The sequence below is a fragment of the Acetobacterium wieringae genome (genome assembly GCF_023700225.1).
Classification (GTDB): Bacteria; Bacillota; Clostridia; order Eubacteriales; family Eubacteriaceae; genus Acetobacterium; species Acetobacterium wieringae.
This window is the reverse complement of sequence record NZ_CP097897.1, coordinates 894,531-907,043: the sequence shown is the minus strand read 5'-3', so window position 1 is coordinate 907,043 and position 12,513 is coordinate 894,531. Positions and strand designations below refer to the sequence as shown.

General features: G+C 45.5%; 13 protein-coding genes and 3 tRNA genes. 3 read left to right on the top strand and 13 right to left on the bottom strand.

Annotation, left to right across the window (positions count from 1 at the left end; genetic code table 11):
- Positions 1-269 precede the first annotated feature (269 nt).
- The 11 genes from CHL1_RS04475 to prmA form a co-directional block, all read right to left on the bottom strand.
- Positions 270-1,571 carry an amidase domain-containing protein gene (locus tag CHL1_RS04475; RefSeq protein ID WP_250934878.1) on the bottom strand — a complete coding sequence of 434 codons (1,302 nt, stop codon included), beginning with the start codon at positions 1,569-1,571 and terminating at the stop codon, positions 270-272.
- A gap of 179 nt (positions 1,572-1,750) precedes the next feature.
- A tRNA-Phe gene (locus CHL1_RS04470) sits at positions 1,751-1,826 on the bottom strand.
- Between the two features lie 25 nt (positions 1,827-1,851).
- Positions 1,852-1,928: transfer RNA gene (locus CHL1_RS04465), tRNA-Ile, on the bottom strand.
- A 21-nt stretch (positions 1,929-1,949) separates the two neighbouring features.
- Positions 1,950-2,026, bottom strand: a tRNA-Pro gene (locus CHL1_RS04460).
- Between the two features lie 189 nt (positions 2,027-2,215).
- Positions 2,216-4,606: a cation-translocating P-type ATPase gene (locus CHL1_RS04455; protein WP_250934876.1), complete on the bottom strand. Its 2,391-nt coding sequence runs from the start codon at positions 4,604-4,606 to the stop codon at positions 2,216-2,218.
- A gap of 171 nt (positions 4,607-4,777) precedes the next feature.
- Complete coding sequence (locus CHL1_RS04450) at positions 4,778-5,221, bottom strand: GatB/YqeY domain-containing protein (protein ID WP_070371789.1); 444 nt, start codon at positions 5,219-5,221, stop codon at positions 4,778-4,780.
- Positions 5,222-5,232: 11 nt separating this feature from the next.
- Positions 5,233-5,415 carry a 30S ribosomal protein S21 gene (gene rpsU, locus CHL1_RS04445; RefSeq protein ID WP_013379247.1) on the bottom strand — a complete coding sequence of 61 codons (183 nt, stop codon included), beginning with the start codon at positions 5,413-5,415 and terminating at the stop codon, positions 5,233-5,235.
- Between the two features lie 105 nt (positions 5,416-5,520).
- Entirely contained in the window at positions 5,521-5,865 is a 345-nt protein-coding gene (locus tag CHL1_RS04440) for a histidine triad nucleotide-binding protein (protein ID WP_250934874.1), read from the bottom strand.
- Positions 5,866-5,878: 13 nt separating this feature from the next.
- Positions 5,879-7,201, bottom strand: coding sequence for a tRNA (N(6)-L-threonylcarbamoyladenosine(37)-C(2))-methylthiotransferase MtaB (gene mtaB, locus CHL1_RS04435; RefSeq protein WP_250934872.1), 1,323 nt, complete (start codon positions 7,199-7,201; stop codon positions 5,879-5,881).
- 16 nt (positions 7,202-7,217) lie between these two features.
- Positions 7,218-7,961: an RsmE family RNA methyltransferase gene (locus CHL1_RS04430; protein WP_250934870.1), complete on the bottom strand. Its 744-nt coding sequence runs from the start codon at positions 7,959-7,961 to the stop codon at positions 7,218-7,220.
- Between the two features lies 1 nt (position 7,962).
- Positions 7,963-8,901, bottom strand: a complete 939-nt coding sequence (gene prmA, locus CHL1_RS04425) for a 50S ribosomal protein L11 methyltransferase (RefSeq protein ID WP_070371785.1) — start codon at positions 8,899-8,901, stop codon at positions 7,963-7,965.
- A 408-nt stretch (positions 8,902-9,309) separates the two neighbouring features.
- On the opposite strand from prmA, the gene CHL1_RS04420 reads away from it, so the two are divergent.
- The 3 genes from CHL1_RS04420 to CHL1_RS04410 all read left to right on the top strand — a co-directional run bounded on the left by CHL1_RS04420 (position 9,310) and on the right by CHL1_RS04410 (position 11,491).
- Positions 9,310-9,660 carry a BMC domain-containing protein gene (locus CHL1_RS04420; protein ID WP_070371784.1) on the top strand — a complete coding sequence of 117 codons (351 nt, stop codon included), beginning with the start codon at positions 9,310-9,312 and terminating at the stop codon, positions 9,658-9,660.
- Between the two features lie 4 nt (positions 9,661-9,664).
- Complete coding sequence (locus CHL1_RS04415; protein WP_228882474.1) at positions 9,665-10,132, top strand: EutP/PduV family microcompartment system protein; 468 nt, start codon at positions 9,665-9,667, stop codon at positions 10,130-10,132.
- Between the two features lie 102 nt (positions 10,133-10,234).
- Positions 10,235-11,491 (top strand): S-methyl-5-thioribose kinase, encoded by a 1,257-nt coding sequence (locus CHL1_RS04410; RefSeq protein WP_250934868.1) that lies wholly within the window; start codon positions 10,235-10,237, stop codon positions 11,489-11,491.
- Positions 11,492-11,565: 74 nt separating this feature from the next.
- On the opposite strand, the gene CHL1_RS04405 is transcribed toward CHL1_RS04410, so the two are convergent.
- Together CHL1_RS04405 and CHL1_RS04400 are read right to left on the bottom strand one after the other, a co-directional pair.
- The gene (locus CHL1_RS04405; protein WP_148637393.1) at positions 11,566-11,997 is read right to left on the bottom strand and encodes an MOSC domain-containing protein; all 432 of its coding nucleotides are present in this window, start codon (positions 11,995-11,997) and stop codon (positions 11,566-11,568) included.
- A gap of 48 nt (positions 11,998-12,045) precedes the next feature.
- Complete coding sequence (locus tag CHL1_RS04400; protein WP_070371780.1) at positions 12,046-12,480, bottom strand: RrF2 family transcriptional regulator; 435 nt, start codon at positions 12,478-12,480, stop codon at positions 12,046-12,048.
- Positions 12,481-12,513: the final 33 nt, after the last annotated feature.

Here is a 12,513-nt window from a genome sequence, read left to right as displayed (position 1 = left end):
TCGTGATTGACATGTTCAATCTCTACGAATTCATCATGTTCAACTTGCTTGGTCGACCAATTAAATCGGTATTTTTTTATTCTTGCTCGGACTTTTTCAAAAAAATCTGAGTTTTTTCCATGCCTCTCCTCCTGTTACAATTTATTTACATTTATGATACCATATGGTTTTATATTTTACAAGTATTTTGTAAGTCAAAACTTTTTTTATTCGCTATGGTATTCGTTTATAAATCAGGAGAAAAGGTATGACACTAAATGCTGCTGCAACTATTGGCCATCGTTCCAGCCTAAAATTTTAATCAGCCTCAATTCTGAATAACCATAGGCACTGGCTGGATAATTGATTCGATCCGTGGTATTCGAATTAATGAGATAATCTGCCATTTTTCCATCGCTGTCCGTAATTACATCCGTAATGATAACCGAATGGAGCCAGTCGCCATTTTGTCCATATTGTAAAATATCGCCAATTGATCCCGAATAGACGTTTTCGTCAACAAGCGCCACCAGTCCATAGCCATCATTTTCGCTGGCATAGGTGTAAAATTCCTCGACCCCGGTCCAGGCAGGGCTCCGACCCCAGTCCACTTCATCCAGATCCACTTCTTCGCCGTACCATTTCCATTTGTTGTCACCGTCGCTGTCCATGGGGATTCCACCAGCAAAAAGACACTGCGAAATATAGTTATTGCAGTTACCGCCGTAACGATCATAACTGCCATACTCATCATTTCGCTCGACTTCAATGGCGTCAACCCAGGTCATGGCGTAATCCAGTGCCGCCTCAGTGTCATAGTCATGATCAACCGTTACAGTCTCGCTTTCCCATGCCCCTGAATTAAAACCATCCTTTTCCTCGGCCAACGCTTCGATAACTGCCAGCGCATCACTAAGCAGTTCATCTGCCACCACCTCAGGATCGTCATAACTGCCTTCAATTGCTTCTTCCAGCATCAAAAAGCTGTCCTCATCTTTATAATGTTCAGTGATGGCATAACCATCAGCGGTTTCCGTGAGATAAAAGGTGTGGGTAATCCCGGAACTGGAAGACTCCACATCGGGGATAAAGGCAAAGTTAACGGTATGGTCTTCTAACAGAACCACTTCGATCGCATCCGAATTGGTGTCAACGCTTGTCACAGTCAAGCCACATTGATAGTCACTCATTCTCAAATCATTACTCTGGCTTTGTCGCAGTTGGATCAGATAGTCCATGGCTCTCTGATTGACCCAGGCATTTTCACCGGTGGGATCAACAAAAATCCCGGTAAAGTCCTCCGTTTCCAGATTGGCCATGGCACGGAAATAGGTTTCAAAATAGTCATTGATCGGTTTTAGCATGGCACTATCGATTGTTTCATCACTTTCTCTAATTTTTATATTGCCTCCACTTTTAGCCGTATTACTTTCCGGTTTCGCATCAAAAATACTCGAAGCACTGGTCGCAACGGCATCTGAATTTGCCATGACACCGATAGACACGACACCCATTGCCATGATCGTCATGATCACCAGCCCGATCATTGTTCTTCTTCTTTTCCGCCTGATGGCATTTTTTCTTCTTTTCATTTCCCCACCTCTTCAGTATTTGTAACAATTATATATCTATAATGTGTACTTCTCGTGAACAAACCATGAAGATCTGAAAAAAACCGACAAACCGATCCTTTAATGATACTGTACCACCAAACCCAGACACTAATCCAAAAAATAAAAAAAACAGCTTACGCTGTCATCTTTATAAGTGGTGGTGCCCAGAGGCGGAATCGAACCACCGACACGGGGATTTTCAGTCCCCTGCTCTACCGACTGAGCTATCTGGGCATATATAAAACTTGGCAAAAAAATATGGTGGGCCTTCAGGGGCTCGAACCCCGGACCTACCGGTTATGAGCCGGTTGCTCTAACCAACTGAGCTAAAGGCCCCCAAGTAATTTTTAAAAAAAATGGTCGAGGTGAGAGGATTCGAACCTCCGGCCCCATGGTCCCAAACCATGTGCGCTACCAAACTGCGCTACACCTCGATACAATACTTAACTATTATAAATGTATTCGTGTCTGATGTCAAGGACTTTTTTTATCTTTATGCTTTGCGATGTGATTTATCTTTGACGACTTGCTTATTATAGCACGATCACAAACCCTAATGCAAGTCTTTTTTTCACAAAAGAATCGTTTTTTTTGATTCTTTTGTGAAAAAGCTTGATCCGTATCTATTTTTCCAATACAGTTGCCTTGGCAGTGGTTGGTTCTTTTTCTCGGCGGTTCAGATAACCCTCAACCCGATTAACCCCCCAGCCAAAAATTCTGATCAAGGGATAGATATCCAAGGTTGTAATACCCAACACGATAAACATCGCTGGCAAAAAATCCTGGATTGGAGTCAGGAAAAACAAATCTTCCAAAAACAGCACACAGCATAAAAATGAAACCGTCATCGCAAAGAATAAGGCCCAGCGCTTATTATCAAGTGGCTGGCAGACCCGAAAAAGAATCACTAAGCCAATCAAACCGGTGGAAATAACCGCCAGCGTAGAAATTTGCTGATGATCGAGAGACAGGTAAGCGCCGACGATCATGATCGTCACCACATTAAACACCACCGTCAGCGCCCCCGGCAAGGATTTTTTGAGCACCTTTTCGAGAAAGTTGCCGGTAATCCGGTTCTTATTGGGCTCCAGGGCCAGAAAAACCGAGGGTGCCCCAATTGTCAACGCACTGATCAAAGTCAGTTGAATCGGTACAAAAGGATAGGCCTCATTGGCAATGATCACAATCACAGCCAGCAATAACGAAAACATGGTTTTCACCAAAAATAGCGAGGCCGCCCGGGTAATATTGTTAATAACCCGACGCCCTTCCATCAAGACCCGGGTAAAATTGGCAAAGTTGGAGTCCAATAAGACCAACTGTGAAACCTGGCGCACCGCATCGCTGCCTTCGGCCATGGCAATGCTACAGTCCGCTTCTCTTAAAGCCAATACATCATTGACCCCATCTCCAGTCATCGCCACGGTGTGACCTTGATTTTTAAGCGATTCAATCAATAGTCGTTTCTGCCCCGGGGTTACCCGACCAAAAACCGAATAGTCCAGCGCAGACTTACGAACATCCTCCTCGGTGGTGAGGGTAGCCGCATCCACAAAATTATCCCAATCCAGCAAACCTGCCCGATGGGCAACCTGAGACACCGTTACTGGATTATCTCCGGAAATAACCTTGATTGTGACTCCCTGATTTCTGAAAAACTCCAGGGTCTTCTTGGCTTCCTGACGAATTTTATCGCCCATCGGCAGCAGTGCCACCGTTTTGATATGATCCGGCAAGCTCCCATCCTCTTTAAACGGTTCCGAAGCATATCCCAACATTAAAACCCGATTGCCTTCACTGGCATAGCCTTCAACCTTATCCTGAATTTCCGGATAACGCTCTTTTAAAATGAATTCCGGTGCCCCGATCACAAAAGTGCCCTGGTCGCTGAAAAAAGCACCACTCCATTTTCGCTCTGAGGAAAAAGGAACCACCCGGTCACACTGCCATTTGGGCGCCTCGCCCTTGCAACTTTCACAGAGAGCCCGATAGGTAGCATTGTCATCTTTTAAATTGGCAATCAAAGCCCGGATCGCCTGAACCGGATTTTTGTCATGACAAAGGGTTTCCATTGACAATACTTCCATATTGCCTTCGGTGATGGTCCCGGTTTTGTCCAGACAAAGCATATCGACCCGGGCCAGCGTCTCAATGCAATAAAGCTCCTGAACCAGCGTCTGATGCTGTCCCAATCGGATTACCCCAACAGCCAGGGCGACACTGGTTAAGAGTACCAACCCTTCCGGAATCATCCCAATCAATGCCGCCACCGTCTGGGTCACACCAGCCTGAAGCGGCAGCGCCTGGACGATCAACTGCTTATAGAGAAGCAGCAGACCAATGGGAACAATCACGATGCTGATGCTTTTCATAATAAAGCCCAATGCTTTCATAATTTCAGAGTTCGGTTTTTTTGCCACCTTGACAGCGTCAACCAGTTTTGAGGCATAGTTTTCCAGACCAACCTGAGTCACCAAAACGCTGGCTTCCCCGGAAACCACAAAACTGCCGGACAGCAGCGAATCGCCCTCATATTTCATAATCGAATCCGACTCACCTGTCAGCAACGATTCATTGACTTCCAGCTCACCTTTGACCACCCGGGAATCGGATGGCACCTGTTTGCCAGCCTTGAGGATCAGAATATCGTCTAGGACGATTTTTTCAAAAACAATTTCCTGGCGGTTGCCATCCCTGATCACCGTCACATGGGGTTGTGAAATCAACGAGAGCCGATCAATGGTTTTTTTTGCCTTAATTTCCTGAATGATACCAATCAATGTGTTTATTATGACAATATTAATAAATAGAAGGTTTTGAAATGACTGTACAAAAATAACCATTAATGCCAGGATGATGTTAAGCATGTTAAACATGGTTAAACTATTATCCCTGACAATTCTACCAATGGTTTTTGTTTTGGATTGGGGCTGGATATTAACCTTTCCGGCGGCGATCCTTTCTTCAACCTGGACTTGACTCAGTCCAATTTCAAGGTTGATATGATTATCCATTTAATCCTCCCATTTTGTTATTTACTGGTTGGATTATATCACCACAATCTTAAAATACCTTGTAGCGTATCCCGCCGTTTAACAATTGATAACTGTTGCAAAATTTATTAAACAAAAAAGAAGTCTGCCCCAGGGACAAACCTCTTTATATGTGTAGTATTATTTTTTTTGTTATGCCAGACTTTCTCTGACCACTTGATTCACAAGCTTACCATCCGCCCGACCTTTAACCTTCGGCATCAGGGCACTCATTATTTTTCCCATGTCTTTGGCATCAACAGCACCGGTTTCTGTTATTGTTTCAGCCACAATTACTTTGATTTCATCAAGTGTTAATTGTGTAGGAAGGTAGCTCTCGATAATTACTATTTCTTCGCGAGCCTGCTGGATTAAATCGTCTCTTTGAGCTTTCTCAAACTCAGCCAGGCCATCCCGACGTTGTTTGAGCTGTTTGGCAATAATTTCAAGAATCTGGTCATCTGCCAGTTCCACTTGCTGATCCTTCTCGACTTGTAAAATAGCCGCCCGAATCATGGTAACGGTCGATTTCTTGACCTTATCCTTTTCCTTCATTGCTGTTTTTAAGTCAGCCTGTAATTGATCCTTTAATGCCAATTAGTCACATCCTATCTTTTTTTCATCTTTCTTTTTCTAGCTGCTTCTGATTTTCTTTTTCGCTTTACGCTTGGCTTTTCATAATGCTCTCTTTTGCGAATTTCAGACATAACCCCAGCCATTGCAGTTTTTCTTTTGAAACGTCGCAATGCACTTTCGAGTGTTTCATTTTCTTTGATTTTTACTTCAGACATTTTCAACCCCCCCTCTAATCCGTTGCTAATTTCCGGTATTGTCAATCAACATGGTATGAGTCAAACTTTATTATACGCAATATTTAGAGCGCTGTCAATTATTTTTCAGCCTGGTGGCCATAATAATGGTCGGTCGCCCAATAAATGATAATGCAGATGCGGAACGGTCTGATTACCATCCTTACCGCAATTATTCACCAGTCGAAAACCACTCTCGGCAATCCCCGTTTTAAGGGCAATCCGATTGGCTACCGTATGAACATGGCAAATAATATCATTGCCTGCCTGAACCGACAGGATCGAATCAAAATGTTCTTTGGGGATAATAATCACATGAACCGGGGCCTGGGGCGCAATATCGTTAAAGGCGATGACCCGGTCATCTTCATAAACCACATCGGCGGGAATTTCCTTATTGACGATCTTACAAAAAATACAGTCTTGGGACATATCTTCCTCCTTATTATATAGATTCTCCGACTAACTTATCAGCATACCGACTAATATATGATACCCTAACCGGGATGATTCTACCACTTATTTCTTCATCGGTTTTGAGTATCACTGGCAGATAGTTCTTGGTGTGGCCGGTATAGCCAGCATCATCGTGGGTTGCTTCAAAAAGCACCTCAACCACACTGTCATCATTTTTTTTAAGAAAGGCCGCCTCCAATTCCCGGGACAATTCGCTCAGTTCATGACTGCGGGAATTTTTCAGGCTTTCATCGATCTGATCCGGAAAATGGGCCGCTTTTGTTCCGGATCGCCGGGAATATTTAAATACATGAATCTGGTAGAAGCCTACCGCCCTGGCAAAGTCGAGCGTCTCAGCAAATTCTGCCACCGTTTCTCCGGGGAAGCCCACCATGATATCCGTGGTGATGGCGGCCAATGGAAAGACCTCCCGGATCTGGTTGACGATCTCCATGTATTCAGCCGTCGTATAACGGCGGCCCATCCGTTTGAGCACGGTATCACTACCGCTTTGCAAAGATAAATGAAAATGCGGACAGAAGCTGTTAAGTGCCGCCAGCCGCTTAAGCCGCTGAGGGGTTATAAATTTGGGTTCCATCGACCCCAGCCGAATCCGTTTAAGCTCTTCAATTTTGTCAAGGGTTTCAATCAGATCAATCAGATCAGTTTTACCGGTGTCTTCTTGATCAACCCCATAGGAGGCAATGTGAATCCCAGACAGGATCACCTCCTGATAGCCCATTGCCACCACCCGGTTGACCTCATCGATAATCTGCTGTTGGTTGCGGCTTCGGACCGGACCTCTGGCAAAGGGGACAATACAATAGGTACAGAACTGATTGCAGCCCTCCTGAATTTTAATAAAGGCCCGGGTTTTTCCTTTGACCTCGGAAATCATCAGCGGTTCAAATACTTTTTCATCCATGATATCCGAGACAAAATCCCGCTGGCTGATATCTTTGCGATGGGCCTCAATATAGGTTAAGATATCACCGCGATTTTTGGTACCGATCATTAAATCGACTTCCGCTATTTTTTCCACTTCCGCAGGAGCTACCTGGACATAACAGCCCACCGCACAGATAATCGCCTCGGGGTTGATCCGCTTGGCCTTGCGCATCATTTTTCGAGATTTCTGATCGCCCAAATGGGTGACCGTACAGGTGTTGATGACGTAAACATCGGCCACCTCGGAAAAATCCACAATGGTATAGCCAGCCGACTCAAAAAGCTCCATCATCGCCTCGCTGTCGTAGGTGTTGACCTTACAGCCCAGGGTCATAAAAGCAACTTTGTTATTTGTGTTGTTCATACCGCTTCTTTCCACCTCACTTCCAGAAATTTAATTGACTGAGCACCATCATCCCGGCGGTTTCCGTTCTTAAGATCCGTTTTCCCAGACTGACGCTGATCACTCCGGCAGCTTGGCAGGCCGCCTCCTGGGGATCAAACCCTCCTTCCGGGCCAATAATCACCGCAATTCTTAGCGGTTTATCAGCGTCCTGCTTTTTTTCAAAAGCGGTCAGTGCTTCTTTAAGGGTCTGCCGGTTTTCATCCTCATAGGCTAAGAGTATCAGATCGTAGCGATCCGTTTCCTGCAAAACACCAGCCAGGGTGAGTGGTGTCCCGATCTGCGGGATGATGCCCCGTTTCGACTGCTTGGCTGCTTCATAGGCAATCCGCTGCCAGCGTTCGATTTTTTTATCCTGTTTGTCTTTGATTTGTACAACCGCCCGCAATGAAGAAAAGGGGACGATCTCATAAACGCCTAACTCCACCCCTTTTTGAATAATCATTTCCATTTTGGTGCCCTTGGGCAAGCCCTGATAGAGGGTGATTAAAAGCTCCGGCGTTTCGCCCTGGGATGGTTCCTGGCTCTTTATATAGCCGGAAATTGTCCGATCTGTGGGGCTGTCCAATACAATCAGATAGTCATTGCCCAGACCATCACAAACTTCGATGCGATCATCTTTTCCCAACCGCAAAACCTTGGTAATATGTTTGAAATCTTCCCCGGAAATAACAACGGTGGATCCGGAGATCTGACCGGGTTCGACAAAAAAGCGATGCATGCTAGTCTCTTTTCTGGGCAACCACGCCAACCCACTCGCCCATTTGCTGAACATAAACCAGTTTGAAGTTTTCCGCTTCCAGAGCATTGAGGACGTCCCCCAACCGGTCAATGATGATGCCGGAAGAAATAAAGATGCCGTTTTCTTTCAGATAGGGTTTGATGATCCCTGACAACTCGACAATGGCGGCAGCCAGTATATTGGCCACAATCACATCGGCCTGTTCATCGATGACATCCAACAGATTTCCTTCACGGATTTCAACCAGAGCGCCTAAATCATTGAGCTCCGCATTTTCCCGGGCAATTTTGACGGCCAGGGTATCAAAATCAACCGCCACTACTTTTTTTGCTTTCAGTTTACCGGCAATCAATGAGAGCACTCCGGTACCACAGCCAATATCCAGCACCACGTCGCCAGGCTTAATATACTCTTCCAGCTTTATGGCACAAAGCTGAGTGGTTTCATGGGTGCCGGTGCCAAAAGCCATACCGGGATCAATGTTGATGACGATCTCATCCTCTTCGGGGGCATAGGCTTCCCAGGTCGGTTTGATGACAATACTTTTGCCGACCTTGGTGGGTTTATAGAACTTTTTCCAGGAGTTGGCCCAATCCTCCTCTTCCACCTCGGTAATCAGCATCTCACAAGCACCGGGATCCAGACCAAAAGAAGGCAGCATCTTCACTGAGCTAATCAGTTTGTGTACTGCTTCTTCGGTATCTTCCACCTCGCTGAAATATCCCCGCACAATGGAAACATTGGGATCAATTTCCAGAAGGGCTTCATCGACAAAATTAACCTTAGGATCTTGCTGAATTAAAAGCGCATCCTGCAAGGTCTGAATGGCTACGCCATCCGCCCCGGCTTCATAAAAAGCATTAACCACTGCTTCCTCCGCTTCCAATGTTGTTGTGATTTGAACTTCTTTCCAAAGCATTCCCTTACCTCCAGTTTAATCGTTGTGGTATTATACCACGTTTTCCGCATGTTTAACAATTGATCATTATAACCCATCTACCTTAGAAAAGAAATAGATTTTTTCACTTCTTTGTCTTAGTCTAGTACCGATAATTGTTACATCATGTTGTCTGCATCGGGGCGAACAGGCGATAGACCTGTCCGATCCCGCAGCAGACAACAGATTAACAATTAGTCGGTACGGCACAGTGCGGGTACAGAAATTTTTTTGCCAGCTTTCTGTAAAATATCGTTAATCGATGTAACCGGTTCCCGATTAATGCTATAATGGCCATACTTAAATTAATTCAAAGTTATCTCTAGATAAAAAAAACAATACCGACAATTGTTAGACTCAAACAAAAATACAGATAGAAAAGGTGACACGATGGAAACTGAAAAGAAAAAACGCACCATTCAGGAATACGTTCCCGGTAAACAGGTAACCCTGGCCCACATTATTGCCAAACCCAAAAATGAAATCTATATTAAATTGGGCTTAGACGATGAAAATGCTGATGCCATTGGCATTTTAACCATTACGCCCAGCGAAGCGGCCATCATTGCCGCTGATGCTGCCACCAAGGCTGCTCCGGTCGAAATCGGATTTCTTGATCGTTTCAGTGGTTCTCTGGTCATCACTGGTCGGGTCTCTGATGTGAAGGCCGCCGTGACCGAAATCCTTAATACCCTTAATCATATTTTAGGTTTCGACATTCCTAAAATTACCTACTCTTAAATCAATGGCCAGCAATAAAAAACGGGTGGCCCTCATCGGAAAAATCGGCAGCGGAAAAACCACCCTGATGCAACGACTGGGCGAAGACGAACTCAAGTATTCCAAAACCCAGATGGTCACATATTATGACGAGTTTATTGATACCCCGGGGGAGTTTATTGAACTCCCGTTTTTTTCACGTCAGGCCATCAATATCACCATGGATGCCGGACTGGTGATCCTGGTCAATTCCTGCGTCGATCCTCAGAATGCCGTACCGCCGAACTTCGTTCACACCTATAACATCCCCTCCATCGGGGTGATCACCAAAACGGATCTGGGTGAATGCAATATCAAGCGTAGCCGTAATCTGCTGATCTATGCCGGTATCAATCCCAAACACATCTATGTGGTCAGCTCCTATACCGGCGAAGGCATCTCCGAACTGGAAGCCGCCATCCATCATTTTATGGAACCTCACCGGAATAAATAAAGATATCACCACCGCATCGTATTAATCAATTAATTGATTAATACTTCGTAAAGGGGCGAACCGTGTTCGCCCGCACCCTATTTAAATTAAGGAAGTGAAAACATGACCTATGACAGCTATGGCAATTTAACAACGGCAGGAGTTGCCGACTACCTTAAAGAAAAAGCGATCTTTCCGGCTGATGCTTTCCTTACCGTGGTGGATTTACACGCCGTCAAGGAAAGTATTGAAGGCTTTGTCAATTTAATTTATCACGTCTATGACCAAACCGGTAAATCAGTGGTCATGAAACAAATGCTCTCGATGCCCCGGTTTCGGATTGAAGACGAAAAGAATAATACCGTCGAAGATACCGATTCCGAAGGCTGGACTCTGGATCTGGGCCGAATGCGTTCTGAAATTGCCACCCTTATTTTCTGGAACTCGGTTTATCCCGGCATCAGCCCAGAAATTTATCTTTTTGACGAACCCAATCGAATCATCGTCATGGAAGATCTGATGGATTTGAGTCTGCTACGATTTGAGCTGTGCCGGATGGTTAAACACGGGCACTTCACCGAAAAAATCGGCGCTTTTTTTGCCCGCAATCTATTTTACTCATCCAATCTGCATCTTACCAATTATAAAAAATCCGAGGTTGAACGCTTCTTTGTCAACCCCGAATATACTGCCCTGGTGCCCTTCCTTTTCCACGAAAACATCGGCGTTTCCTGGGAACGGGAGATGATTCCTGGCACCGCTGAAAAACGGGCTGAACTGGTTGAAAATCCCCAGATTAAAGCTCAGTTTAGGCGGCTGGAAGACAAGTTTCTTAACGATCGGGAATGCCTGATCCACACTGATCTTCATAGCTCCAACATCATGATCAGCGCAACGGATGTCCGCATCATTGATGGTGAATTTGCCGGTTTCGGTCCCCTGGCCCAGGATTTTGGCCGACTGACTGCCAGCCTGACCCTGAACTACCTTTCCTGGTTTGGCGATGACACCCAATCCGCCCCGGAAAAAGCCGATTTTCAGGCCTATCTACGAGATACCATCACCGATCTTTATACCACCTTCCAAACGGAATTTCGCCAACTGGTGGAAGCCCACCGGGAGGAAAGCTACAGCTTAAAAACACTTGATGTGGAAGGCTATCTCACCGATCAGCTGCAAAACGCCCTTGCCTACACCGGTGTCAATGTGATGTCACGACTGGCTAATCGGGGCATCTGTTACGATCTGCTGCGGCTGCCCGAAGCCGCCCGATTGGTTCCGACGCTGCTGGGCATGGACATTTCAAAAGAGCTACTGCTCAACCATCGAAACTACACGACGATCACCGACTACACCCGGTTGCTAAAAAACCTGGTTTAATCATTAACAACACCTAAAATGCCGCTGTTTTCCAAAACGAAAACAGCGGCATTTATGTTACTACACAAAACAGTTTACACCAGTACTGCAATGGTATCGCCAGCTTTTATATAGCCACCTACGATCACAGCAGTAAAGACAACCTCATTGGCCAAAACGCACTTTCCGTTTTCATCACCGATTTCACAGCCAAAGCATTTTTTTCCAATCTGGGTAATCTCCTGAATGGTTTCGCCAATTTTTACCCGGGTACCCAGCGGCAATTTAAACAGCTCGATGCCCTCGGTGGTGATGTTTTCATTAAACCGCCCCGTGCATAAACCTGCCCCATTAATTATTTTTATTTGATCGGTGTCATCACGGCCAAACAAACATACTTGTCTTTGATCCCGGCCACCGTGATGATCCCCCTCAAGTCCAAACCCCGGGATAAAAAGAGCGGGTTGATCCAGACGATTGCGCTCACCCTTTTTTACGCTTCGATAAACAGCGCTAACCTTTCCCAATTGGTTCACCTGCTTCTTTCATATATTTTTATTGCCTCTTCATCGTGTTTAAATAAAATACTCGCAGGTGCCCTTTTCATTATAAGACTTTACCAGATCTGCCAGGGTAATATTGTCCACCACATTTTCAACTGCTTCTTTTATTTGCCGCCAGACATCAACTGTAACACAACGATCCGCCCGGTCACAGCCACCCGGTTCATCCAAGCAGGCAACCGGAGATAACTCCCCTTCCATCAGCCGCAAAATCATCCCGACAGTATAGTCTTCCGGCGGATTGGCCAGCTGATAGCCGCCCTGTGAACCCCGGACGCTCCGGACAAACCCCGCCCGGGAAATTTGGGTAATAATCTGTTCCAGATATTTTTCAGAAATTTCCTGACGCTCAGCAATCCGTTTGATGGGAATATATTCCCCAGTGTTATTTATCGCCAGATCCAGCATCAGCCGCAACGCATAACGCCCTTTAGTTGATATTTTCATAATCGGTATCCTCCTGCTAATCGGTTGGTGTTC

Bases quoted from the DNA above. Each gene is read 5' to 3' on its own strand.
- CHL1_RS04475 (WP_250934878.1), bottom strand. From the start codon at position 1,571: ATGAAAAGAAGAAAAAATGCCATCAGGCGGAAAAGAAGAAGAACAATG.
- CHL1_RS04455 (WP_250934876.1), bottom strand. From the start codon at position 4,606: ATGGATAATCATATCAACCTTGAAATTGGACTGAGTCAAGTCCAGGTT.
- rpsU (WP_013379247.1), bottom strand. From the start codon at position 5,415: ATGTCTGAAGTAAAAATCAAAGAAAATGAAACACTCGAAAGTGCATTG.
- CHL1_RS04440 (WP_250934874.1), bottom strand. From the start codon at position 5,865: ATGTCCCAAGACTGTATTTTTTGTAAGATCGTCAATAAGGAAATTCCC.
- mtaB (WP_250934872.1), bottom strand. From the start codon at position 7,201: ATGAACAACACAAATAACAAAGTTGCTTTTATGACCCTGGGCTGTAAG.
- CHL1_RS04430 (WP_250934870.1), bottom strand. From the start codon at position 7,961: ATGCATCGCTTTTTTGTCGAACCCGGTCAGATCTCCGGATCCACCGTT.
- prmA (WP_070371785.1), bottom strand. From the start codon at position 8,901: ATGCTTTGGAAAGAAGTTCAAATCACAACAACATTGGAAGCGGAGGAA.
- CHL1_RS04420 (WP_070371784.1), top strand. From the start codon at position 9,310: ATGGAAACTGAAAAGAAAAAACGCACCATTCAGGAATACGTTCCCGGT.
- CHL1_RS04415 (WP_228882474.1), top strand. From the start codon at position 9,665: ATGGCCAGCAATAAAAAACGGGTGGCCCTCATCGGAAAAATCGGCAGC.
- CHL1_RS04410 (WP_250934868.1), top strand. From the start codon at position 10,235: ATGACCTATGACAGCTATGGCAATTTAACAACGGCAGGAGTTGCCGAC.
- CHL1_RS04400 (WP_070371780.1), bottom strand. From the start codon at position 12,480: ATGAAAATATCAACTAAAGGGCGTTATGCGTTGCGGCTGATGCTGGAT.